The organism is Phytobacter sp. V69 (assembly GCF_965644215.1).
GTDB lineage: Bacteria > Pseudomonadota > Gammaproteobacteria > Enterobacterales > Enterobacteriaceae > Phytobacter.
The window spans coordinates 1-24,425 of sequence record NZ_CBFFRL010000064.1; the positions used below are offsets into that span (position 1 = coordinate 1).

The following is a 24,425-nucleotide window of genomic DNA, read 5'->3' on the forward strand; positions in this document are numbered from 1 at the left end:
TTTATTATCGAGTTCGGTGACCGCCTGGACGGTCACTTCTGAGAAAAGGCATTTACACAGAATCGTGTACAGGGTCTCTAACAGGGATTCCCCTCATCCTAACCTTCTCCCCATAGGGGAGAAGGGACTTTCCGGTGCGTCTGTAATACTGGCTCAATCGGGTTTGCCCCCTCGCCCCTTTGGGGAGAGGGGCGAGGTGAGGGGCAGTCGCTTACTTCCCGCCCGCCAACTCGATAAAGCTCCCGGTCACATAAGACGCCTTATCGCTCAGCAGCCAGACAATCGCCTGCGCCACCTCTTCCGGCTGACCGCCACGCTGCATCGGCAGCATCGATTTCACCCGCTCGACTCGCCCGGGTTCACCGCCAGATGCATGCATTTCGGTATAGATAAACCCTGGTCGAACGCTGTTAACCCGAATCCCCTGCGCCGCGACTTCCACTGACAAGCCCGTGGTCAGCGTATCCATCGCCCCTTTCGACGCCGCATAATCAACATACTCGCCAGGCGAGCCCAGCCGCGCACCGGCCGAAGAAACATTGACGATCGCCCCACCCTTTCCATCATGGGGGAGCGCCATGCGTTTAATTGCTTCCCGACAGCAGAGGAAGGTCCCCGTCACGTTGGTACGCAGCACCTGATTAATACGCTCTGCAGTCATGGCTTCAACCCGACTCTGGGTAAACAAAATCCCGGCGTTATTCACCAGTGCGGTCAGCGGTTCACTCGCCTCATCAATACGCGCGAACATCGCCACAACCTGCGCTTCTTCGCTAATATCCGCCTGTACCGCAAACGCCTTGCCGCCCGCCGCGATGATGGTTTCCACCACCGACAGTGCGGCCTGCGCATTGTGCTGATAATTCACCGCGACCGTATACCCTTCCGCGCCCAGCAGCAGCGCCGTCGCCTTACCTATTCCCCGGCTACCGCCAGTGACCAGTGCAATTGCCAATCTGTATTCCTCCAATAAAAAGGCCGGGCAACGCGAACGTTCACCCGGCCTGTAGAAGCGTAGCGCTAATTACTGGTATTCGCTCATCGGCACGCAGGAGCAGAACAGGTTACGGTCACCGTAAACGTCATCAAGACGCTTCACCGTCGGCCAGTATTTGTTCGCCACACCAGCCGGGAACACGGCCTGCTCGCGGGTGTAACCGTGCGGCCACTCTGCCATCAGCTCATTCTGGATGTGCGGTGCATTCACCAGCGGGTTATCTGTCAGCGTCCACTCGCCTTCTTTTACGCGGTTGATTTCGCCACGAATGGCCAGCATCGCGTCAATAAAGCGATCCAGTTCGGCTTTGCTTTCGGACTCTGTCGGCTCAACCATCAGCGTGCCTGCTACCGGGAAGGACATGGTCGGGGCATGGAAACCGTAGTCAATCAGGCGCTTAGCGATATCCAGCTCGCTGATGCCGGTCTCTTCTTTCAGCGGACGAATGTCGAGAATACATTCATGCGCCACGCGACCGTCGCGGCCGGTATACAGCACCGGGAAGGCATCTTTCAGGCGGCTGGCGATGTAGTTGGCATTCAGAATCGCCACCTGGCTCGCCTGTTTCAGCCCTTCGGCTCCCATCATGCGGATGTACATCCAGCTGATCGGCAGGATCGACGCGCTACCAAACGGGGCTGCGGACACCGCGCCCTGACGGGTCAGCATGCCTTCAATCTGCACCACACTGTGGCCCGGAACAAACGGTGCCAGATGCGCTTTCACGCCGATAGGCCCCATACCCGGGCCGCCACCGCCGTGCGGAATGCAGAAGGTTTTATGCAGGTTGAGGTGCGATACGTCCGCGCCGATAAAGCCCGGAGAGGTGATGCCCACCTGGGCGTTCATGTTCGCGCCATCGAGATAAACCTGGCCGCCGAACTGGTGCACGATTTCGCACACTTCACGGATAGTCTCTTCGTAGACGCCGTGAGTGGACGGGTAGGTCACCATGATGCAGGAGAGGTTTGCCGCGTGTTGTTCCGCTTTCGCCCGCAGATTCGCCAGATCGATGTTGCCGTTCTTATCACAGGCCACCACCACCACCTGCATGCCCGCCATCTGGGCAGACGCCGGGTTGGTCCCGTGCGCTGAGCTTGGGATCAGGCAGATATCACGATGGCCTTCGCTGCGGCTCTCATGATAGTGGCGAATCGCCAGTAGGCCGGCGTATTCGCCCTGTGCACCAGAGTTCGGCTGCATACACAGGGCATCATAACCGGTCAGTTTCACCAGCCAGTCGGACAGCTGGTTGATCATATGGTGGTAGCCTTCGGCTTGATCCGCCGGGCAGAACGGGTGCAGCTCGGAAAACTCTGGCCAGGTGATCGGGATCATTTCCGCTGCAGCGTTCAGTTTCATGGTGCAGGAACCCAGCGGGATCATAGCCTGATTCAGCGCCAGATCTTTGCGTTCCAGAGAGTGCATGTAACGCATCATCTCAGTTTCGCTGTGATAGCGATTGAAAACCGGGTGGCTCAGGATCGCATCATCGCGCAGCATCGCAGCAGGCACAGAACGGCTGTCGAGCGCCACGTCTTTATCCAGCGCGTCGATGTCCAGCCCGTGCGCGTCGCCCAGCACCACGGCAAAGAGTTTCTGCACATCTTCGCGGGTGGTGGTTTCATCCAGGGTGATACCCACGGCATTCAGAATGTCGCTGCGCAGGTTGATTTCAGCGGCTTCTGCGCGCGCCAGCATGGCGGCTTTGTCGGCCACTTCCACACACAGGGTATCGAAGTAGTGGTCGTGACGCAGCTTAAGCCCTTTTTGCTGTAGGCCGGTTGCCAGAATATCGGCCAGACGATGGATACGGCTGGCAATACGTTTCAGGCCAACCGGACCGTGAGACACCGCGTACAGGCTGGCGATGTTGGCCAGCAGTACCTGCGAAGTACAGATGTTGGAGTTCGCTTTTTCGCGACGGATATGCTGCTCGCGGGTCTGCATCGCCATGCGCAGTGCGATATTGCCGGCCGCGTCTTTGGAGACACCGATAATGCGTCCCGGCATTGAGCGTTTGAATTCATCTTTCGCGGCAAAGAATGCCGCATGCGGGCCGCCGTAGCCCATCGGCACGCCAAAGCGCTGAGCAGAACCGAAGACAATGTCTGCGCCCTGTTTGCCTGGTGCGGTCAACAGCACCAGCGCCATAAAATCGGCCGCCACGCTGACCACAATCTTGCGGGCTTTCAGTTCGCTAATCAGTGCGCTGTAGTCGTGCACTTCGCCGGTGGTGCCTACCTGCTGCAACAGCACGCCGAACACATCCTGGTGATCCAGCACTTTGCTGGCATCATCCACGATCATGTCAAAACCAAAGGTTTCGGCACGGGTGCGCACCACATCCAGCGTTTGCGGGTGAATGTCGGCGGCGACAAAGAAGCGGTTGGCGTTTTTCAGTTTGCTGACGCGCTTTGCCATCGCCATCGCTTCGGCGGCGGCGGTGGCTTCATCGAGCAGCGATGCCGAGGCGATATCCAGCCCGGTCAGATCCAGCGTCACCTGCTGGAAGTTCAGCAGCGCTTCGAGACGACCTTGCGAGACTTCCGGCTGATACGGTGTATAGGCGGTGTACCAGCCTGGATTTTCCAGCATGTTGCGCAGGATAACGGGCGGTAACTGCACGGCGGTGTAACCCATGCCAATGTAAGACTTAAAGCGCTTGTTGCGACCGGCAATCGCTTTCAGCTCCGCCAGCGCGGCGTATTCGGTTGTGGCTTCACCCACCTGCGGCGGCGTGGCGAGCTGGATATCTTTCGGCACGATCTGCGCGATCAGTGCGTTTAGCGAATCCGCGCCAACCGTGTTCAGCATCTCCTGCTGTTGCTGAGCATCCGGCCCAATGTGACGTTCAATGAAAGCGCCACGGTTTTCAAGCTGGCTTAAAGTCTGTGTCATGAGCGATGGTTCCTGAAACGTGCGGTGAATCAATTTGGAAATCGTGATTTCTTGCCTGAATACGCTAAATCATTCGCGTTGCAGGAAGGCGGCGAGGTAGCGAATCCCCAGAAGCTTACAAAAGTAAGTGACTGGGGTGAGCGACGAAGCCAACGAGCCTGCAACGTGAAGGATGACGCGTATTTACTCGTCTTCTAACAGCGCTGCATAGGCAGTCGCATCCAGCAGTGCGGCAACTTCCGCTTCGTCACAGGCTTTGATTTTAAAAATCCAGCCTTCGCCGTACGGCTCGCTGTTCACCAGCTCCGGCTCTTCGCCCAGCGAATCGTTGACGGCAACGATTTCACCGCCGATCGGCGCATAAATATCGGAAGCGGCTTTAACCGACTCCGCCACGGCGCAGTCGTCACCCGCAGACACGACCAGGCCCACTTCCGGCAGGTCAACAAACACCATGTCACCCAGCAGCTCTTGCGCGTGCTCAGTGATACCCACGGTGTAGGTGCCGTCCGCTTCTTTACGCAGCCACTCGTGTTCTTTGCTGTATTTCAGATCGCCCGGTACATTGCTCATTAAATTTTCTCCAGATAAATAATGGGTTACGCGACGGCTTTACCCGCACGAACAAAAATAGGTTTGGTGACTTTTACAGGCATTTCACGGTTGCGGATCTGGACGATCGCCGTGTCGCCAATGCCCGCAGGCACACGCGCCAGTGCAATACTGTAGCCCAGCGTTGGCGAGAAAGTGCCGCTGGTGATCACGCCTTCTTTTGCGTTACCGTGCGCGTCGGTGAATCGCACCGGCAATTCGTTACGCAGTACGCCCTTCTCTGTCATGATCAGGCCGACCAGCTGCTCGGTGCCTTTCTCGCGCTGTAATTCGAGCGCCTCACGACCAATAAAATCACGGTCTGCTGGTTCCCATGCGATGGTCCAGCCCATATTGGCCGCAAGCGGTGAAACGCCCTCGTCCATCTCCTGACCGTACAAGTTCATGCCCGCTTCAAGACGCAGCGTATCGCGCGCGCCCAGACCGCAAGGCTTAACGCCCGCCTGCACCAGCTTCTGCCAGAAATCCGCAGCCTGTTCGTTCGGCAGCGCAATTTCATAACCCGCTTCGCCGGTATAGCCGGTAGTGGCGATAAACAGGTCACCGGATTCAACGCCAAAGAACGGCTTCATCCCTTCTACCGCCTGACGCTGTTCGTCAGTGAAAAGAGTCGCGGCTTTGGCCTGCGCATTCGCCCCCTGAACCGCAATCAACGACAGGTCGTCACGGACGGTGATCTCGATGGCAAAAGGTTCTGCGTGTTGGGTGATCCAGGAGAGGTCTTTTTCGCGGGTGGCGGAATTTACAACGAGGCGGAAGAAATCTTCGGTGAAGTAGTAGACGATCAGGTCATCAATAACACCGCCGGACGCATTGAGCATTCCGGTGTATAGCGCTTTGCCCGGTTTGGTAAGCTTCGCTACGTCATTTGCCAGCAGGTAGCGCAAGAATTCCCGGGTACGGCTGCCGCGTAAATCGACAATCGTCATGTGCGACACATCGAACATGCCCGCATCGGAACGCACCGCGTGGTGCTCATCAATTTGCGAGCCGTAATGCAGCGGCATCATCCAGCCATGGAAATCCACCATGCGTGCGCCGCACAGCGTGTGTTGTTCATACAAAGGAGTCTGCTGAGCCATCTTTTCCTCGTCGAATAAGCGGGGCTTTCACGTTTTCAGCGGCGAAAAATTCCCCGCATGACAAGACGCCGACACCGATCCCGGTCGCCGACGCAAACGTTCACTTTCGCCTGAACTTATCACCGAAAGCGGCTCTTAACCATAAGAGAAAATGGGTCATCACATTAGCTTATGACCATTTTTCGCAAAAAGACCTACAGAACATTAAACTGGGTTTAAGCGTAGAATGGCGCATAAAGCATCATCGATACGCGGAACTTATCGCAATCAGCAATATTTCCCACCGCAAAAGAGATAATTTTCCCGACAGTAAAAAAACGATGGATGAGAAAAACTAATCTGAAAAATGGCGTGAAATTAGAATTTTTCAAATGAGGGAAGGACTCCCTTCCCGCCAGGGGGAAGGGAAAGTGTGACGCAGTTAACGCAACCACTCCGGAAGGTCATTCAGCCCCATCGCCTGACGCAGCAACTGAGGTTTTACCCCTGGTAACGTATCCGCCAGCTTCAGGCCAATGTCGCGAAACAGCTTTTTCGCCGGGTGGGTGCCGGAAAACAATTCCCGGAATCCCTGCATCCCCGCCAGCATCAGCGCAGTGCTGTGTTTACGGCTGCGTTCATAGCGGCGCAGGTACATATGCTGCCCGATATCTTTGCCCTGGCTGTGCAGACGCTTAAGTTCGGTTACCAGTTCGGCGGCATCCATAAAGCCCAGATTCACGCCCTGCCCGGCCAGCGGGTGGATAGTATGCGCCGCATCGCCCATCAGCGCCAGACGATGTCCGGCAAAATGGCGCGCGTAGCGTCCGGTCAATGGATACACCTGCCGCTCGCTCTCTACACGGCACAGACTCAGGCGGTTATCAAACGCGATACATAGCGCCCGATTGAAATCCTCTTCACTTGCCTGCTGCATTTGTACCGCCAGCTCAGGCGGCAGCGACCAGACGATAGAACACAGATGCGGGTCAGACAGCGGCAAGAACGCGAGGATGCTTTCATCGTGGAAAACCTGCCGCGCGATGGCCTGATGCGGTTCATCGGTACGGATGGTCGCGACCAGCGCATGGTGGTTATAGTCCCAGAAGGTGAGCGGAATATCGGCTTTATTGCGCAGCCAGGAGTTGGCCCCATCGGCCCCGACGACCAGGCGGGCGGTCAGCATGCCGCCGTCTTTCAGGGTCAGAAAGGCTTCGTTTTCCCCCCAGGCCACCTGCTGCAATTCCGCCGGTGCAAGGATGGAAACGTCCGAACACTGGCGGGCTTTATTCCACAGCGCCTGATGAATGACGGTGTTTTCAATAATATAGCCGAGGTTGCTATAACCCATGCTCTGATCGTCAAAAGCAATCCGGCCGAAACTGTCTTTATCCCACACTTCCATGCCGTGATAGCAGCTTGCGCGATGGGCAATAATCGATGACCAGACGCCCAGGCGCGTCAGCAGTTTTTCGCTGGCGGCGTTGATCGCCGAAACACGCAGTTGTGCAGGGGCATCCGCTTTCAAGGGGACGGGCTCATGCTGTTCCAGCACCGCCACTCGCAGCCCGCTTCCCTGTAATCCGCAGGCCAGCGCCAGTCCCACCATGCCACCGCCTACAATCGCCACATCAACACTTTGCACAAATAACTCCAGAAGCCCGACTCAGCAGGCGTAATTGTTGCAGCCAGTTTGAGCACTGCCCAGGATCAAAATGGCAAATAAAATAGCCTGCCGCAGATATTAACGCGCCACCCAGCCCAGGGTACGCTGCGCCAGCGCATCACGCGCTGGGGTAAATAATTCCATTGCCATCAAACCGACGTTACGTCCGACAACCAGCGGTGCCCAGCGATTAGCAAAAAGGTGTACTAAGCCGTCCGTCACGCCAATCGTGGCGCACTTATCATCATGACGGCGATTGCGATAGTGCGTCAGCACGCCATAGCCACCGACATCTTTCTGCGCGGCCCAGGCATCGGCCAGCGTTTCGGCGAGGCTCATCACATCACGCATCCCCAGGTTAAAGCCCTGCCCGGCAATCGGGTGCAGCGTTTGCGCGGCGTTTCCAACCAGCACGGTACGATGCGAAATGGGTGAGGAAGCGGTCGACAAAGAAAGCGGATAGGCATTACGCGTTCCGGCATGTACGATTCGTCCCAGCCGCCAGCCAAAGGCTTTTTGTAGTTCATGGCAGAACGTCTCGTCGCTCCAACTCAGGATTTGCTCGCGTTTTTCGAGCGGGTGACACCACACCAGCGAGCAACGTCCGTGCGACATCGGCAACATCGCCAGCGGGCCGTGAGCGGTAAAACGCTCAAACGCGCGCCCCTGATGCGCCACCGAAGTGGTGACGTTGGCAATCACCGCCACCTGCTGATAAGGCGCCTGTTGCCAGCTGATGCCACACTGCGCCCCCAGCGCAGAGCGGGAACCGTCGGCGGCGACCAGCAGGGTGCCGTTGATCGTCTCACCACTTTCCAGCGCAACCGCCACGCGGTCTTCATCCCGGGAGAAAAAGCTCACCCGTGCAGGACAATGCAGCGTGACGCCGGGCGCTTTTTTCAGCAGGACGAAAAGGCGGTTACCGACATCATGCAGTTCCACCACCTGGCCGAGTGCATCAACGCGATAATCATCGGCATCCAGCGTCACGAAGCCGGCATGACCGCGATCGCTGACATGGACGGTGGTAATCGGTGTGGCTTTCTCGGCGATATGCGACCAGATGCCCACCCGCGCGAGCTGCTGGCAGGTGCCCGCCGCCAGTGCGATAGCACGCGCATCAAAGCCTGGATGGTCCTGAGAACTCGGTTCTGTCGCTTCAATAAGGTGAACAGGAAGGCGACCGCCGGTAAAATGGGAAATCGACAGTGCGAGCGTCGCGCCCGCCATACCACCACCAACAATAATCACACTCATGAGCACTGCGCCGAGGCCATCAGCGCCTCAATGTCGTCGGCCTTTTTAACGACGCTGGCGGTGAGGTTCTCATTACCGTTTTCAGTGATCACGATGTCATCTTCCACGCGGATACCAATGCCCCGGTAGGCTTCGGGTACATCCGCATCGGGGGCGATATAGAGACCCGGTTCGATGGTCAGCACCATACCTGGCTCAAGGATACGAGAACGATCCTGTCCATAGACGCCAACATCATGGACATCCAGCCCCAACCAGTGGCTCAGGCCATGCATAAAGAAGGCACGATGCGCGTTCTCGGCAACCAGGGTGTCAATTTCACCCTTGAGAATGCCCAGTTTCACCAGTCCGGTGACCATAATCCGCACCACCTCCGCATTCACTTCCTGAATCGAGGTGCCAGGGCGGAACAGGCGCAGGGCCGTTTCGAGTGATTCAAGAACAATGTCATACACGGCGCGCTGTGCAGGGGTAAATTTGCCATTCACCGGGAAAGTGCGGGTGATATCGCCGGCGTAGCCCATGTATTCGCAACCCGCGTCGATCAGCACCAGCTCGCCATCACGCATCACGCTTTCGTTTTCGGTGTAATGCAAAATGCAGCCATTCTCCCCGGCCCCGACGATGGTGTTATAGGACGGGAAACGGGCACCGTGACGGTTAAACTCGTGCTGAATTTCGCCTTCAAGCTGGTACTCAAACATCCCAGGCTTACAGGTTTGCATGGCGCGCGTATGTGCCAGCGCGGAGATTTCCCCGGCGCGACGCATCACCTCAATTTCTTCGGCGGATTTGAACAGACGCATTTCGTGCACGATGGGCCGCCAGTCGGTCACGGAGGCCGGCGCGGTGAGATTCTGGCGAGAGCCTTTGCGTAATTTTTCCAGCGCGGCAAAGACAATCTCATCGGCATACGGATATTCGCCCTGGGCGTGATAGACCACGTCCAGCCCGTTGAGCAACTGATAAAGATGTTTGCCTATTTCCGGAAACGCCAGCGCGCGATCCACGCCCAGCTTTTCTGGCGCAGCCTCCTGGCCCAGACGACGACCAAACCAGATCTCCGCCGTTTTATCGCGGATCCGGTTAAACAGGACGCTGTGGTTATGGGTGTCATCACTTTTAATCAGCACCAGCACCGCTTCCGGTTCATTAAAACCGGTGAAATACCAGAAATCGCTGTTCTGACGATACGGATATTCACTATCGGCACTGCGGGTTGCTTCCGGCGCCGCGAAGATAAGCGCCGCGCTCGCTGGGGCCATCTGCGCCAGCAACGCCTGACGGCGACGGAGATACTCAAGCTGTGTCATGACACCTCCTTTGAGAAAGATAAATTAATGCAGGGTTGGCTTACGCACTTCCGGTGCTGTCGGCTGCGGGCGGGTAAATGTGTCATGACACAGCAGCGCCGCAACGCGTACGTATTCGATGATCTCTTCGAGCGACATCTCCAGCTCTTCCTGATCTTCGTCTTCATCGTAACCGAGCAAGGCGATGTTGCGCAGATCGTCAATCGCTTCACCGGTTTCGCCGGTGACTTTGTCGAGTTTCGGCTGCGTTACGCCAAGGCCCAGCAGGAAGTGGTTGACCCAGCCAGCCAGCGCATCGGCACGATCAAACACGCTGACGTCTTCGCCGGTAGGCAGGTAAAGCTGGAACAGGAAACCGTCATCTTCCAGTGAGTCGCTGGTCGCCGCATGCATGTTGCGCAGCGCCTGTGCGAGCTCATGGCCAAATGCCAGCCCTTCGTTGGTCAGGTCATGCAACAGCGGCTGCCAGGAGCTGTCATTGTTGCCGCCACAAAGCATCCCCGCGATAAGCCCGTGCATTTCCGCAGGAATCAGGCCAACACCTTGCTGATTGAGTAACTGGCCGACATCGTTGTAACCAGGTATTTCGTTCTGTATAGACATGCGCATTCGTCGTCGTTGGGGAGAATATTCATGGTATGCTACCACTTTGGACCCTGGTGATATACCCGTCATGCTTCACGTTACATGCCTTTGCATGCACTTAGAATGATTTAAGGTATAGCAAAGAGCTTGAATCCTCTCACCAGGGTGGCTATAGTGACGCCCCTTCGCAGCCAGGACTCGGGTGTGAAGGCAGAGCGCAGTCAAACAGCAGGAAGGTGGCATGTCTGCACAACCCGTCGATATCCAAATTTTTGGCCGTTCACTGCGAGTGAATTGCCCGCCTGAACAGAGAGATGCTCTGAATCAGGCCGCGGAGGATCTGAATCAGCGGTTGCAAGATCTGAAAGTTCGCACTAGAGTCACAAATACTGAGCAGTTAGTCTTTATCGCAGCGCTGAATATCAGCTATGAACTGACTCAGGAAAAGGCAAAAACCCGTGACTACGCATCCAGCATGGAACAGCGTATTCGGATGTTACAACAGACCATCGAACAGGCGTTGCTTGATCAGGGTCGCATATCCGAAAGACCGGGGCCGAAGTTTGAATAACACTTCAAGGTTAACTATGGTAGAGTGGCCGTGAAGAAAAAATTTCTCTGAGATGTTCGCAAGCGGGCCAGTCCCCTGAGCCGATATTTCATACCACAAGAATGTGGCGCTCCATGGTTGGTGAGCATGCTCGGTCCGTCCGAGAAGCCTTAAAACTATGACGACACATTCACCTTGAACCAAGGGTTCAAGGGTTACAGCCTGCGGCGGCATCTCGGAGATTCCCTTCTTTTTTTTCTACTACCATGACACAACTTTCTGCTCTTCCCCCATCACGTCAGGAAATCCGTAAAATCATACGGCAGCGTCGTCGCGCCCTTACCGCTGAGCAGCAGCAACACTTTTCTGTTGAAGCGGCAGCCCGCATGATGGCTTATCCGCTGGTAGTTATGGCCCATACCGTCGCCCTTTTTCTCTCGTTTGATGGCGAACTGGATACCCAACCGCTTATCGAGCAGCTCTGGCGCAGCGGCAAACGTGTTTATCTCCCGGTTCTGCATCCGTTCAGTCCAGGTAATCTGCTGTTTTTGCAATACCATCCGCACAGTGAGCTGGTCATTAATCGCCTGAAAATTCAGGAACCGAAACTGGACGTACGCGATGTCTTGCCGCTTAGCCAACTGGATGTACTGATAACACCGCTGGTGGCGTTTGACAGTCAGGGGCAACGTCTGGGGATGGGTGGCGGCTTTTACGACAGAACGCTGCAAAACTGGCAGCAGTATGGGTTACAGCCGGTCGGTTACGCGCACGATTGCCAGCATGTGGATGTACTTCCGGTGGAGGAGTGGGATATTCCGCTGCCCGCGGTGGTGACGCCATCAGCGTTGTGGAGTTGGTGAATTAAAGGCTGCGGCCTGTTGCCCTCCCCCCTGCCCTCACCCACAGGGAGAGGGAGAACACATAAAAAACGGCAACCCTCTGGTTGCCGTTTTGCATTTACCTCGCCACCCGACAAAACACTCCGCAGAATCAGTACAGCAGGCGTGCGCGAATGGTACCCGGAATCGCCTTCATGCTCTGCAGCGCTTTTTCCGCCACATCTTCTTCGGCTTCAATATCGATGACCACGTAACCCATATACGGCGTTGTTTGCAGGTACTGAGCGGCAATGTTGATGCCGTCGCCCGCAAAGATCTGGTTGATTGCGGTCAGCACGCCTGGACGGTTTTCGTGGATGTGCAGAAGACGACGACCACCGTGCAGCGGCAGCGACACTTCCGGGAAGTTGACGGCAGAGAGCGTAGAGCCGTTGTCGGAGTACTTAATCAGTTTACCCGCGACTTCCAGACCGATGTTTTCCTGCGCTTCCTGAGTTGAACCACCGATGTGCGGCGTCAAAATCACGTTATCGAATTCACACAGCGGTGAATTGAACGGCTCGCTGTTGGTTGCAGGCTCAGTCGGGAACACGTCAATCGCCGCGCCCGCCAGGTGTTTACGCTTGAGCGCATCGCACAGTGCCGGAATATCCACAACCGTGCCACGTGCGGCGTTGATCAGCAGCGCACCAGGTTTCATCAGCGCCAGCTCTTCTGCGCCCATCATGTTCTTGGTGGAGGCATTTTCCGGCACGTGCAGGCTGACCACATCGCTCATGTTGAGCAGATCGGACAGGTGCTGAACCTGGGTTGCGTTACCCAGCGGCAGTTTACTTTCAATATCGTAGAAATAAACGTGCATACCGAGTGACTCGGCCAGAATGCCAAGCTGGGTACCAATGTGCCCGTAGCCGATAATCCCCAGTTTTTTGCCGCGTGCTTCGTAAGAACCTACGGCCAGTTTGTTCCACACGCCGCGGTGGGCTTTGGCGTTCGCTTCCGGAATGCCACGCATCAGCAGCAGCAACTCCCCAATGACCAGCTCCGCCACGGAACGGGTGTTGGAGAACGGGGCGTTGAAGACCGGAATACCGCGTTTTGCCGCCGCATCCAGATTGACCTGATTGGTACCGATACAGAAACAACCAATCGCCACCAGTTTCTCGGCTGCGGCAATAACATCTTCGGTCAGATTGGTACGGGATCGAATGCCAATGAAGTGGGCATCACGGATAGACTCTTTCAGCTGCTCGTTGTCGAGCGCGCCTTTGTGATACTCGATGTTGGTGTAACCTGCAGCGCGAAGGCTATCCAGTGCTTTCTGGTGCACCCCTTCGACGAGCAGAAATTTAATCTTGTCTTTCTCCAGTGATACCTTTGCCATTTACCCGACCCTGTTTTTTGTCATAACTGATGTTGTGTGGATATTCATCCGCTGTAGTCAACATATCAAAAAAAACTATTGCAGCAATATGAACGTTTGCGTCGGCGCCGTGAAGAAAAGTCATACAGCCATAAATGGCAGATGAATATGCTAAGAATGACTAAGCGGGCGGCAGGAACATCAACGGGGGTAGATAAACGTGACAGAAGTCACCAAATTTGCTCATCAAATATTTTTTAGTGGGGGAAAGGCCTCCCCCACCCAGATCATTTCAGAATGGTTTTCACACCATCGGCACTACCGATCAGCGCAACATCCGCACCACGGTTAGCGAACAGACCCACAGTCACCACGCCCGGAATACCGTTAATGGTGTTTTCCAGCGCAATCGGATCGATGATTTCCAGACCAAAGACATCGAGAATCACGTTGCCGTTGTCGGTCACCACGTTCTGGCGATATTCAGGACGGCCGCCCAGTTTCACCAGTTCACGGGCCACCGCGCTACGCGCCATCGGGATGACTTCCACCGGCAGCGGGAATTTCCCCAGAATATCGACCTGCTTGGATGAATCAGCAATACAGATAAATTTGTCAGCTACAGAAGCAATGATCTTCTCACGCGTCAGCGCCGCGCCACCGCCTTTGATCATCTGCATCTGACCGTTAATTTCATCCGCGCCATCAACATAAATCCCCAGACGATCGACTTCGTTCAGATCGAAGACGGTGATACCCAGGCCTTTCAGTTTCTCTGTCGAGGCGTCAGAACTGGAAACTGCCCCTTCAATCTGGCCTTTCATGGTACCGAGCGCGTCAATAAAGTGCGCAGCGGTGGAGCCAGTACCAACACCTACGATAGTGCCCGGTTCAACATATTTGAGCGCTGCCCAACCCACTGCTTTTTTTAATTCGTCCTGCGTCATCGTCGTTCGCCTGTGGTGAGAATGGTGTGAAATTCGAAGCGCATTATAGAACATGGAAGGGGGAAATGTCCCTGTGACCTGTGTCACATTACCAGTAGGTACATTTTCGTCTGTAAGTCACAAAAAATTATGTCATAGTGCTGAGTAATTATTTTGCAGGAGTATGTCAGCCAGATGAAACGTCCGGACTACAGAACGTTACAGGCGCTTGATGCGGTCATCCGTGAACGTGGGTTTGAGCGCGCCGCGCAAAAGCTGTGTATCACTCAGTCCGCCGTATCGCAGCGCATTAAACAGCTCGAAAATATGTTTGGCCAGCCCCTGCTGGTGCGTACCGTCCCGCCACGTCCAACTGAACAAGGGCAAAAATTGCTGGCGTTACTGCGCCAGGTAGAGCTGCTGGAAGACGAGTGGCTGGGCGATGAGCAAACCGGTTCCACTCCGCTGCTGCTGTCGCTGGCGGTGAACGCCGACAGTCTGGCAACCTGGCTGCTGCCGGCACTGGCGCCAGTCCTGGCTGATTCGCCCATCCGCCTGAATTTACAGGTTGAAGATGAAACCCGCACCCAGGAGCGCCTGCGTCGCGGTGAAGTAGTGGGTGCAGTGAGTATTCAGCCACAGGCCCTGCCGAGCTGCCTCGTTGATCAGCTTGGCGCGCTTGATTACCTGTTTGTCGGTTCCAAAGCCTTTGCTGAACGTTACTTCCCGAACGGCGTCACCCGCTCGGCGTTACTTAAAGCGCCTGCCGTCGCGTTCGACCATCTCGACGATATGCATCAGGCCTTCCTGCAACAAAACTTCGACCTGCCGCCGGGTAGCGTGCCGTGCCATATCGTTAACTCGTCCGAGGCATTTGTGCAACTGGCAAGGCAGGGAACAACCTGCTGTATGATCCCGCATCTGCAAATCGAAAGAGAATTGAATGCCGGAGAGCTGATCGACCTGACCCCGGGTTTATTCCAGCGCAGGATGCTGTTCTGGCACCGCTTTGCGCCAGAAAGCCGCATGATGCGCAACGTCACTGACGCACTGCTGGCCTACGGGCATAAGGTTTTGCGACAGGACTGAGACAAAAAAGGCCGGGTTAACCCGGCCTTTTGCTTTCTGCCCTTTGCAGGGCGCAGGAAAATTACTGCGATTTCGCAGGTGTCGTCTGCCCAGCCTGAGCAGGCTCAAGCTGGAACACCACGTCTACCTGATCGGCAAACTGGATGCTCGGCTGTTCATAGGTTTCCTGTGCGGAAACCGGCGCTGCGTCTGCTTTCATCATGCGAACCATCGGGCTCGGCTGATAGTTGGACACGTGGTAGCGCACGCTATAGACCGGGCCAAGTTTGGCGTTGAAACCTGCCGCCAGCTGTTCGGCCTGATGAACCGCATCATCAATGGCAGCTTTACGCGCCTTATCCTTATAAGAATCCGGTTGCGCAACGCCCAGGGAAACGGAACGGATTTCATTCAGACCGGCTTTCAGTGCTCCATCCAGCAGAGAGTTCAGCTTCTCCAGATCGCGCAGCGTCACTTCCACCGTACGCACGGCACGCCAGCCTTTCAGCACGCTTTTACCGTTTTGGTAATCGTAATCCGGCTGGGTACGCAAGTTGGCGGAGTTAATGTCTTTCTTCACTACGCCATTCTTGTCGAGGAATGAGAGATACTGGGCGACGCGATCGTCGGCCTGTTTCTTCGCCGTTGCGGCATCTTTCGCCGAGATGTTCACTTCAATCGCCAGGGTGGCAATATCCGGCACTGCATCCACGCTCGCCGTACCCGAGGTCACAATGTGCGGGCCATCAGGCAGTTCACTTGCCTGTACCGACATGACACTCAGTCCCACTAATGCCGCCAGGGCCATCACTTTGAATTTCACGGTTGCTCCTCCATGTTGCTTATTACGTCCGTAAGAAAACGGCACACCTGGCAGAAGCTTAGCGGATGATACCGGTTTGTCCATCAGACTAGACTTAGTTGAACAGCGACTGCACGTGCGCCACGCCATCTTTCGCCAGTTGCACGGCGATAACCCACATCACCACCCCAACAATCAGGTTGATAATGCGCTGTGCTTTGACCGTGCGCAGACGCGGAGCAAACCAGGCGGCCAGCAGAGCCAGGCCAAAAAACCAAATGATGGATGCACTGATCGTTCCCATCGCAAACCAGCGTTTCGGCTCCGCATCCAGTTGCCCACCAAGGCTGCCGAGTACCACAAAGGTATCCAGATAGACATGCGGATTGAGCCAGGTCACCGCCAACATGGTCGCGATAATCTTCCAGCGCCCCTGCTTCATCACCTCGGCGCTGGCCAGGTCGATATTGCTGCCCAGCGCGGTTTTCAGCGCGCCGTAGCCATACCACAGCAGAAAGGCCACGCCGCCCCAGGTCACCAGCCCCAGCAGCCACGGGGATTGCATCAACAAGGCACTGCCACCGAAAACCCCGGCGCAAATCAGCATTAAGTCGCTTAATGTGCACAGAAAAGCCGTCATGATGTGGTACTGGCGACGGATCCCCTGGTTCATCACGAAAGCATTTTGCGGACCTAAGGGCAAAATCAGCGCCGCACCCAACATAAGCCCTTGAAAATAATACGCTATCACATTCAATTCCTGGTCATTAATTTCTGGATGCAGACTATAACGCGCGAGAATCATTAGCGGAAATTGAATTTTTTAATGAATAATAAGAATCGCTAATACAGACAGGCAACAAAAAGGCCGGCAATGCCGACCTGATTGTTTACTCTTCTACGGCCTCTTTAACCCGTTTGAAATTCACATCCATTTGCGGGTAAGGGAAACTGATGCCGTGCTCATCAAAGCTACGTTTCACTTTCTCCAGTACATCCCAGTAGACGTTTTGCAGGTCGCTGCTGTTGCTCCAGACGCGGACCACAAAGTTGATGGACGACGCCCCCAACTCGTTCAGACGCACCGTCATTTCACGATCTTTCAGAATACGCTCGTCTGCCTGGATGATATCGGTCAACAACTTCGTGACCAGATCGATATCGGAATCGTAGGCAACACCAATAATAAATTCGTTGCGGCGTACCGGCTCGCGGGAAAAGTTGATGATGTTCCCGGCAATAATTTTCCCGTTGGGCACCACGATAATACGACCATCGGCGCTACGCATCGTGGTGGAGAAAATCTGCACCTGCAGCACGGTACCGGCCACGCCGCCCAGGTCGACGTATTCCCCAGAACGAAACGGACGGAACGTCACCAGCAGTACCCCGGCCGCCAGATTCGAGAGCGACCCTTGCAGCGCCAGACCGATTGCCAGACCGGCGGCACCGAGTACGGCGATGACCGATGCGGTTTGCACCCCCACTCGCCCCAGCGCGGCAATCAGGGTAAACGCAATGACGCCGTAGCGGACCAGCGCAGAGAGGAAATCGGCGACGGTGGCATCAATGTGCCGCGCCCGCATCAGCTTGTTCACGGTGTTTGAAATCATGCGGGCAATGATCATACCCACGATGATGATGGCGATAGCGGCGACGATGTTGACAGCGTAGCTCAGCAGCAGGGCCTGGTTTGTCGCCAGCCAGGAGCCTGCGTTGTTGATACTGTCGACGACGTTAAGATCTTCCATTCTTTGTTCCTTATGTTGATCCGTGCGAGAACAATCCTTCCCGACGGTGGCGGACAGACACCTAAAGGGTAAACAAAAAGGGACGATTTTGCCAAGTGGATCACACTTAATGGCGTGTGCAGGCTATTGAATCGGAAATAAAAAAGGCCCGCATACGCGGGCCTGATTCAGGAAACAGAGCAAAGATTACAGAACGTCAACCGCGTTCAGTTCTTTGAAAGCCTGTTCCAGACGGGTGATCATTGAAGTCTGAGCTGAACGCAGCCATACGCGCGGATCGTAGTATTTCTTGTTCGGCTGGTCTTCGCCTTTCGGGTTGCCCAGCTGACCTTGCAGATACGCTTCGTTGGTTTTGTAGTAGTTCAGAATACCTTCCCAGGTCGCCCATTGGGTGTCGGTATCGATGTTCATTTTGATAACGCCGTAGCTTACGGAGTCTTTGATTTCCTGAGCAGTAGAACCAGAACCGCCGTGGAATACGAAGTTCAGGGCGTTGTGCGGCAGGTTATGTTTCTTGCAAACATATTCCTGAGAATCGCGCAGGATAGTCGGGGTCAGTTTCACGTTACCCGGTTTGTAAACGCCATGCACGTTACCGAAGGAAGCAGCGATGGTGAAACGCGGGCTGATTGCGTTCAGCTTGGTGTACGCGTAATCAACGTCTTCCGGCTGAGTGTACAGGGCAGAAGCGTCCATGTGGCTGTTGTCCACGCCGTCTTCTTCGCCACCGGTGCAACCCAGTTCGATTTCCAGGGTCATGCCGATTTTCGCCATGCGCGCCAGGTATTTGGAGCTGATCTCGATGTTCTCTTCCAGCGACTCTTCTGACAGATCGATCATGTGAGAAGAGAACAGCGGTTTGCCGTGCGCAGCAAAGTATTTCTCACCCGCGTCCAGCAGACCGTCGATCCACGGCAGCAGTTTTTTCGCGCAGTGGTCAGTGTGCAGAATAACCGGAACACCGTAGTGTTCAGCCATCTGATGTACGTGATGCGCACCAGAGATCGCACCCAGGATAGCAGCACCCTGAGGAACGTCAGTTTTCACGCCTTTACCGGCGATGAATGCAGCACCACCGTTGGAGAACTGAACGATAACCGGAGCTTTAACTTTGGCAGCGGTTTCCAGAACGGCGTTAATGGAGTCAGTGCCCACGCAGTTAACTGCTGGCAGCGCAAAGTTGTTTTCTTTTGCTACCTGGAACACTTTCTGAACGTCATCACCGGTGATAACGCCCGGTTTTACGAAATCAAAAATTTTAGACATTTTACGAGTCCTGTATCTTCGGCCGTTGTACACATCATCCTTCAAGCCGCCTCAACGTTGGCTGCTCTCGCTCGCCCCAGTCACTTACTTAAGTAAGCTTCCGGGAACTCACTCAGTTGCCGCCTTGATGCAACTCGAATGATTTTGTGTAAAGAATTGAAGCGTGCTCTAAAGCGCGCTGAAAAATGGGCAGGTTTCCCTGCCCTTTGAATACTTACTGCTTAGCGCGCTCTTCGAGCATTGCGACTGCCGGCAGCACTTTGCCTTCCACGAATTCGAGGAACGCGCCGCCACCAGTGGAGATGTAGGAAATTTTGTCAGCGATACCGAACAGGTCGATAGCTGCCAGAGTGTCGCCGCCGCCGGCGATGGAGAACGCGTCGCTGTCTGCGATAGCGTTAGCAACGATTTCGGTACCTTTACGGAAGTTAGCGAATTCGAATACGCCAACCGGGCCGTTCCACAGAATGGTTTTCGCGTTTTTCAGTATACCAGCCAGTTTCTCAGCGGAAACGTCGCCCAGGTCCAGAATCTGCTCTTCATCTTTGATGTCGTTTACAGATTTCAGGGTAGCGGTCGCAGTTTCTGAGAACTCGGTAGCAACACGAACATCCGTCGGGACCGGGATATCACAGGTGGTCAGCAGACGTTTTGCTTCGTCAACCAGGTCAGCTTCGTACAGGGATTTACCCACGTTGTGGCCCTGAGCGACAACGAAGGTGTTGGCGATACCACCACCCACGATCAGCTGGTCAGCGATTTTGGACAGGGAGTCCAGAACGGTCAGTTTAGTGGAAACTTTAGAACCACCAACGATAGCAACCATCGGACGAGCCGGTTCTTTCAGCGCTTTACCCAGCGCTTCCAGTTCGTCAGCCAGCAGCGGGCCTGCGCACGCGACGTCAGCAAATTTGCCGATACCGTGAGTAGAAGCCTGTGCACGGTGAGCAGTACCGAAAGCGTCCATCACGAATACGTCGCACAGAGCAGCGTATTTTTTGGACAGCGCTTCGTCGTCTTTCTTCTCGCCTTTGTTAAAGCGAACGTTTTCCAGAACAACCAGTTCGCCGGCAGCAACTTCAACGCCGTCCAGGTAATCTTTAACCAGACGTACCGGGTTGGACAGTTTGTCTTTCAGGTAATTAACAACCGGCAGCAGAGAGAACTCTTCGTTGTACTCGCCTTCGGTCGGACGACCCAGGTGGGAGGTAACCATCACTTTCGCGCCTTGTTTCAGCGCCAGCTCGATGGTCGGCAAAGAAGCACGGATACGCGCATCGCTGGTCACTTTGCCATCTTTAACCGGTACGTTCAGATCCGCACGGATGAAAACGCGTTTACCTGCCAAATCCAGATCGGTCATCTTAATTACAGACATGGTGAATCCTCTCAATGATTCATAAAGTTTTGCGGGCACAAGTGCACCCTACCTGAAACCTTTTGCGGCCATCTCTAACGTCGTGTCGAGCATTCGGTTAGCAAAGCCCCATTCGTTATCGCACCACACCAGGGTTTTAATAAGGTGCGCACCACTGACCCGTGTTTGTGTGCCATCAACAATGGCACTGTGCGGGTCATGGTTAAAATCTGTTGAGACCAACGGTAATTCCGTATAGTCAACTATACCATGAAATGTTCCCTGTGCTGCTTTTTGCAGCAACGCGTTGACTTCACACGCTTTTACCGGATTTTTCACCGTCACGCTCAGGTCGATTGCCGTCACATTTATGGTCGGCACGCGGACCGCAATCGCCTCAAATCGGTCATGAAATTGCGGGAAAATACGGGTGATCCCCGCCGCCAGTTTCGTGTCCACAGGAATGATCGACTGGCTGGCCGCACGCGTACGACGTAAATCAGGATGATAGGCGTCAATCACCTGCTGATCGTGCATTGCGGAGTGGATCGTGGTGACAGTACCCGATTCAATTCCCCACGCGTCGTCGAGAAGCTTAATAATCGGAATAATGCAGTTCGTGGTGCAGGAGGCGTTAGACACAATACGATCGTCAGACTTTAAGGCATCCTGATTGACGCCAAAGACGACCGTCGCGTCGAGATCGTTACCGCCGGGATGCGAGAACAGCACTTTCTTCGTTCCCGCCGCCAGATGCGCTTCGCCATCGGCACGGCTGCCAAAGACGCCGGTGCAATCGAGCACCACATCAACGCCCAGCTCACGCCAGGGAAGCGCGGCAATATCGCGCTGATGAAGAATACGAATCGCGTCTTCACCGACAAACAGCTGCTCGCGCTCCTGATGCACATCCCACGCGAAACGCCCGTGGCTGGTGTCATATTTCAACAAATGGGCCATGCCTGCTGCATCTGCCAGTTCATTGATTGCCACCACGGTGACTTCCGCACGACGCCCGGATTCATACAAAGCACGAACCACGTTGCGCCCGATGCGACCGAAGCCATTAATCGCTATGCGTACGCTCATAGATCTCCTGCAAGGTTACCCAATTTGAGGTGGCTCACAGAGTAATGCAGCAACCTTTACAGGGGAACCTCACCTGTCACAAACTGCGTTTGATTGATTAATTGTCGAACATTTAAGCGACTGAAACGCTTCAGCTAGCATAAGCGAAACGCGGAATAAAAGGAATCCATGTCCAGCCCTGGCGACCATTTATCTGACGTACGTCACATTTTCTCAACCAGAGGCTGCAAAATTATTCCAGACAGAGAATAGGCTGCCTACAGACAGCCCGTTCATTCAGTGTCAATCCGGCGAATGCAGAGCGATGCCAGGCGCAACATTACATACCCGGAGGAGTGGCGAATCGATAACCACCCTGCTCGTCCATCTCAAGCGTTATCCTGGCAGGCACGCTACGTGTTAGAACGAGCTCGACATTCGGCCCGTCAGTACACTGATAAAATGCCAGCGCCTCTTCTTGCGATGCTCCTCCTGCACATTTGCGCGCAATCAGACGCTCACGCAGCGCGCTGGCAGGCGCACGAATAAACAACGACAAATCACATTACTGGCGCAATGATGCCCAGCGAGGTTCATTCAGAAGCAGCCAATTCCCCTCGACAATAACCAACGGAGCGGTCACATCAATGGCAGACTCTATCGGTTCGTGACTTTGTCTGCTGTATTGCGGCCAGTCGCCTGCCTGGTGGCGGATGCGCTGCAAATTTAGCGCGAGTTTGTCCACGTCAAACGTTTCCGGTGCACCTTTTTTTGCCCGCAGATGATGCTGCTCAAGCCAACCGTTGTAATGGTGAAAACCGTCCATTGGCAACATCTGTATCGGCGGGAGTTCGGGCATACGCGCGGCAAGCCACATCCAGAATGCGCCCAATGTCGATTTGCCAGTGCCCGGCGGAGCACTCAGAAAAATAATGGTACGAAAACGGGAGGTATGTTGATGGAGTTGCGCCAGATATGTAAGTAGCGGCTTATGCACCGTTTCTACTTCTTCATCGCTATAGTGGGCTGTGACATCGAATCCATTGACGGGCAAGGTAATTATCACGGGTCCAGTTCCTTTAATATGCTTGTTACCGCTAAGGCCAGCGTGGTTTTCGTCATTGCAATAAAGCGCGATTCAGAATAGATGACAAAGTCGGCGAACTTCATCGATTTCAGTGAATTATACAGCGTGGTATTGCGCGTAATGGTGTTGACGTTATTAATAAAATCCCAGCACATGTCGCTGGCGAAACCGGGGAACTCATCCTGGCTCGCAAGGTAATGGTGAAATTGCGAAAAATGCATAATATCCGCATATAACCATTTATCGATTTTACCCAGCGCGTAAATCAGCCTTAGTGCGACATCAATATCATCAAGCGGACCACTCTGCGCCAGCAATGGCTTAACCGCATACTCGACGATTTCTTCATCGTTATTCACGAATAATGACGGCAGGAATTGCTTAATGGCCTGCAGCAATATTTCATTCGCAGCCGCCATAAAGGTGGCCAGGTCTACTTGCGCATTGAGCTTTTCCAGCACGTCATCTTCTGTCAGCGTCGTCATTGATATTCCGAAAACTCACCCGTCATTAACTGAGTTTATAATATTACGGGGACGTTCTATACCTTAGATCAGACGCATCATTGCGCAGCTTCCCCTACATCGACACCAAAGTGCGCCAACAGGTATTTCTCGGCCTGCTCGTTCCAGATACCATGCGTTGTTCTCACCAGACGATCCAACTCACGGAACAGCGGATCGGTTTGACCTTTTCGGGCAAAATCGCTGATGGCGGTCAACGGCATGGTGACACCGTTATAGATAAGCTTCTTGCCGCCCGGAATATCCGGCAAATTAAGGATCGTCTCCGGTACCGCATCCAGACCACCAATATGCGTCACCATAAAGGAAGGCTGTAGCTGCCCGGTCGCGCTTTTCTCAATCGCCTCCAGCATATCGCCGGTGGAGCCACCGGATGTACCGACGATATGGGTGCTGTTGTAATGCACGTTATAAAAGTTGAGCGGGACTTTGAATGTGGCATCCGTTGGCCCGGCAAAAAAGTTCAGGCAACCATCCTCCGCCAGCAGATCATCAGCAAGCTCAATCACCGCAGGAACCGCTGCATAAACAAAGACATCGTCAAAACCATGACCACCAGTAAAAGCACGCAACGCACCAACGGGGTCGGCCAGTTCACTGGTATTCACATAGAGAAGCTCAATGCCTTTGCTGGCCGCCAGCTCAACCGGGAGAAGCTTTTGTGCCTGCGCAAGCCGGGCGTCATCAATATCGACGACCACAATCCGCGCCGGGGCGATACCGCCATTGATGGCATAATCAATCGCACCGATGCCCATCGGCCCCGCGCAGGCAAGCAGCGCAATATTGCCGCCGGCTTTAATGCCCATACGGTGTTCATACACATACGGTGTGGTGTGGTAGTTGGCCCGATACGCACCAATAATGCAGCACATAGGCTCGGCCAGCGATGCGGCGGCGAAATAAGAACCGCGATAAGGTAACACACACCCTAAATTTATAGCGACCTCGGGGATTATCATATAGGTCGCATTACCGCCAAAAAATTCGTAGCTGTACCCGGCTGAATATCCGCTGGGCAACCCCATCGCTGGCTGCAATACAAAGCGTTCTCCTTTTTTATATTTTCCCGTCAGGTTTTTACCGACTTCAATAATCACCCCGGCACACTCATGCCCGGTGATCACCGGATGGTTGAGTAAATCATCCGGAACGCGTTTATGGTCACTGGCTAACTTTGCCGCTTTCCACGTTGACAGACACACGCTGTCAGAAATTACACTCACCAGTAATTCATTATCGGTAATGGCTGGTAATTCAAATTCACGGATGCGTACATCCCCTTCACCATATATAGCCGCAGCTCTTGTTTTCATATTACCACCGTAAAATGAGGGTTATTTAGAGGTCAATCGCGAATTCAGATAATAAGTGCAACGCTCGGACATGATTGTGGAGAGTGTAGGAGGAAGGGTTAACTACCGATAAG

21 protein-coding genes, 1 other RNA gene and 1 pseudogene are annotated in these 24,425 nt (G+C 54.6%); 4 read left to right on the plus strand and 19 right to left on the minus strand.

Annotated elements, in window-relative coordinates; all coding sequences use genetic code 11:
- Positions 1-211: 211 nt before the first annotated feature.
- The 8 genes from ACSZPU_RS11175 to ACSZPU_RS11210 form a co-directional block, all read right to left on the minus strand.
- Complete coding sequence (locus ACSZPU_RS11175) at positions 212-955, minus strand: SDR family oxidoreductase (RefSeq protein WP_498998586.1); 744 nt, start codon at positions 953-955, stop codon at positions 212-214.
- A 69-nt stretch (positions 956-1,024) separates the two neighbouring features.
- Positions 1,025-3,898 (minus strand): aminomethyl-transferring glycine dehydrogenase, encoded by a 2,874-nt coding sequence (gene gcvP, locus ACSZPU_RS11180; RefSeq protein ID WP_498998589.1) that lies wholly within the window; start codon positions 3,896-3,898, stop codon positions 1,025-1,027.
- Between the two features lie 183 nt (positions 3,899-4,081).
- Positions 4,082-4,471 carry a glycine cleavage system protein GcvH gene (gene gcvH / locus ACSZPU_RS11185; protein WP_498998592.1) on the minus strand — a complete coding sequence of 130 codons (390 nt, stop codon included), beginning with the start codon at positions 4,469-4,471 and terminating at the stop codon, positions 4,082-4,084.
- A gap of 26 nt (positions 4,472-4,497) precedes the next feature.
- Entirely contained in the window at positions 4,498-5,592 is a 1,095-nt protein-coding gene (gene gcvT / locus ACSZPU_RS11190) for a glycine cleavage system aminomethyltransferase GcvT (protein WP_498998594.1), read from the minus strand.
- A gap of 421 nt (positions 5,593-6,013) precedes the next feature.
- Positions 6,014-7,216 carry an FAD-dependent 2-octaprenylphenol hydroxylase gene (ubiI, locus tag ACSZPU_RS11195; protein ID WP_498998595.1) on the minus strand — a complete coding sequence of 401 codons (1,203 nt, stop codon included), beginning with the start codon at positions 7,214-7,216 and terminating at the stop codon, positions 6,014-6,016.
- A 99-nt stretch (positions 7,217-7,315) separates the two neighbouring features.
- Positions 7,316-8,494 (minus strand): 2-octaprenyl-6-methoxyphenyl hydroxylase, encoded by a 1,179-nt coding sequence (ubiH, locus tag ACSZPU_RS11200; RefSeq protein ID WP_498998597.1) that lies wholly within the window; start codon positions 8,492-8,494, stop codon positions 7,316-7,318.
- The gene (pepP, locus tag ACSZPU_RS11205; protein WP_498998599.1) at positions 8,491-9,807 is read right to left on the minus strand and encodes a Xaa-Pro aminopeptidase; all 1,317 of its coding nucleotides are present in this window, start codon (positions 9,805-9,807) and stop codon (positions 8,491-8,493) included. The genes ubiH and pepP overlap by 4 nt, the downstream gene beginning before the upstream one ends.
- Positions 9,808-9,831: 24 nt before the next feature.
- Positions 9,832-10,410, minus strand: coding sequence for a YecA/YgfB family protein (locus ACSZPU_RS11210; RefSeq protein ID WP_498998602.1), 579 nt, complete (start codon positions 10,408-10,410; stop codon positions 9,832-9,834).
- A 223-nt stretch (positions 10,411-10,633) separates the two neighbouring features.
- Here ACSZPU_RS11210 and zapA point away from each other — a divergent pair, with 223 nt between their 5' ends.
- The 3 genes from zapA (at position 10,634) to ACSZPU_RS11225 (ending at position 11,805) form a co-directional block, all read left to right on the plus strand.
- Positions 10,634-10,963, plus strand: a complete 330-nt coding sequence (zapA, locus tag ACSZPU_RS11215; RefSeq protein ID WP_039077987.1) for a cell division protein ZapA — start codon at positions 10,634-10,636, stop codon at positions 10,961-10,963.
- Positions 10,964-11,004: 41 nt separating this feature from the next.
- Positions 11,005-11,188, plus strand: a non-coding RNA gene (ssrS, locus tag ACSZPU_RS11220) — 6S RNA.
- Between the two features lie 20 nt (positions 11,189-11,208).
- Positions 11,209-11,805: a 5-formyltetrahydrofolate cyclo-ligase gene (locus ACSZPU_RS11225; RefSeq protein WP_498998605.1), complete on the plus strand. Its 597-nt coding sequence runs from the start codon at positions 11,209-11,211 to the stop codon at positions 11,803-11,805.
- Between the two features lie 130 nt (positions 11,806-11,935).
- Here the strand turns inward: ACSZPU_RS11225 and serA are convergent, their stop codons facing one another.
- Positions 11,936-13,168, minus strand: coding sequence for a phosphoglycerate dehydrogenase (serA, locus tag ACSZPU_RS11230; protein WP_498998606.1), 1,233 nt, complete (start codon positions 13,166-13,168; stop codon positions 11,936-11,938).
- 266 nt (positions 13,169-13,434) lie between these two features.
- On the minus strand, positions 13,435-14,094 hold the full coding sequence (rpiA, locus tag ACSZPU_RS11235) for a ribose-5-phosphate isomerase RpiA (RefSeq protein WP_498998608.1): 660 nt from the start codon (positions 14,092-14,094) through the stop codon (positions 13,435-13,437).
- A 174-nt stretch (positions 14,095-14,268) separates the two neighbouring features.
- Between rpiA and argP the strand changes: the two genes are divergently transcribed.
- Positions 14,269-15,162 (plus strand): DNA-binding transcriptional regulator ArgP, encoded by an 894-nt coding sequence (gene argP, locus ACSZPU_RS11240; RefSeq protein ID WP_498998611.1) that lies wholly within the window; start codon positions 14,269-14,271, stop codon positions 15,160-15,162.
- 61 nt (positions 15,163-15,223) lie between these two features.
- Here argP and ACSZPU_RS11245 read toward each other — a convergent pair whose 3' ends face one another.
- From ACSZPU_RS11245 to ACSZPU_RS11285, 9 genes and pseudogenes are all read right to left on the minus strand, one after another.
- Positions 15,224-15,964 (minus strand): oxidative stress defense protein, encoded by a 741-nt coding sequence (locus ACSZPU_RS11245; RefSeq protein ID WP_498998614.1) that lies wholly within the window; start codon positions 15,962-15,964, stop codon positions 15,224-15,226.
- A gap of 94 nt (positions 15,965-16,058) precedes the next feature.
- Positions 16,059-16,694, minus strand: coding sequence for an arginine exporter ArgO (argO, locus tag ACSZPU_RS11250; protein ID WP_498998616.1), 636 nt, complete (start codon positions 16,692-16,694; stop codon positions 16,059-16,061).
- Between the two features lie 139 nt (positions 16,695-16,833).
- Complete coding sequence (gene mscS, locus ACSZPU_RS11255; protein ID WP_498998618.1) at positions 16,834-17,694, minus strand: small-conductance mechanosensitive channel MscS; 861 nt, start codon at positions 17,692-17,694, stop codon at positions 16,834-16,836.
- Positions 17,695-17,880: 186 nt separating this feature from the next.
- A complete protein-coding gene (gene fbaA, locus ACSZPU_RS11260; RefSeq protein WP_494243305.1) occupies positions 17,881-18,960 on the minus strand; it encodes a class II fructose-bisphosphate aldolase in 1,080 nt (359 codons plus the stop codon).
- 214 nt (positions 18,961-19,174) lie between these two features.
- Positions 19,175-20,338 (minus strand): phosphoglycerate kinase, encoded by a 1,164-nt coding sequence (gene pgk / locus ACSZPU_RS11265; protein ID WP_498998621.1) that lies wholly within the window; start codon positions 20,336-20,338, stop codon positions 19,175-19,177.
- 48 nt (positions 20,339-20,386) lie between these two features.
- Positions 20,387-21,406 (minus strand): erythrose-4-phosphate dehydrogenase, encoded by a 1,020-nt coding sequence (gene epd / locus ACSZPU_RS11270; protein ID WP_498998623.1) that lies wholly within the window; start codon positions 21,404-21,406, stop codon positions 20,387-20,389.
- Between the two features lie 319 nt (positions 21,407-21,725).
- Positions 21,726-22,451 (minus strand): annotated as a pseudogene (locus ACSZPU_RS11275) (nucleoside/nucleotide kinase family protein).
- Positions 22,448-22,957 carry an MltR family transcriptional regulator gene (locus tag ACSZPU_RS11280; protein WP_498998625.1) on the minus strand — a complete coding sequence of 170 codons (510 nt, stop codon included), beginning with the start codon at positions 22,955-22,957 and terminating at the stop codon, positions 22,448-22,450. Before ACSZPU_RS11280 ends, ACSZPU_RS11275 begins: the two are co-directional and overlap by 4 nt.
- A gap of 77 nt (positions 22,958-23,034) precedes the next feature.
- Entirely contained in the window at positions 23,035-24,312 is a 1,278-nt protein-coding gene (locus ACSZPU_RS11285; RefSeq protein ID WP_498998627.1) for a zinc-binding dehydrogenase, read from the minus strand.
- Positions 24,313-24,425: the final 113 nt, after the last annotated feature.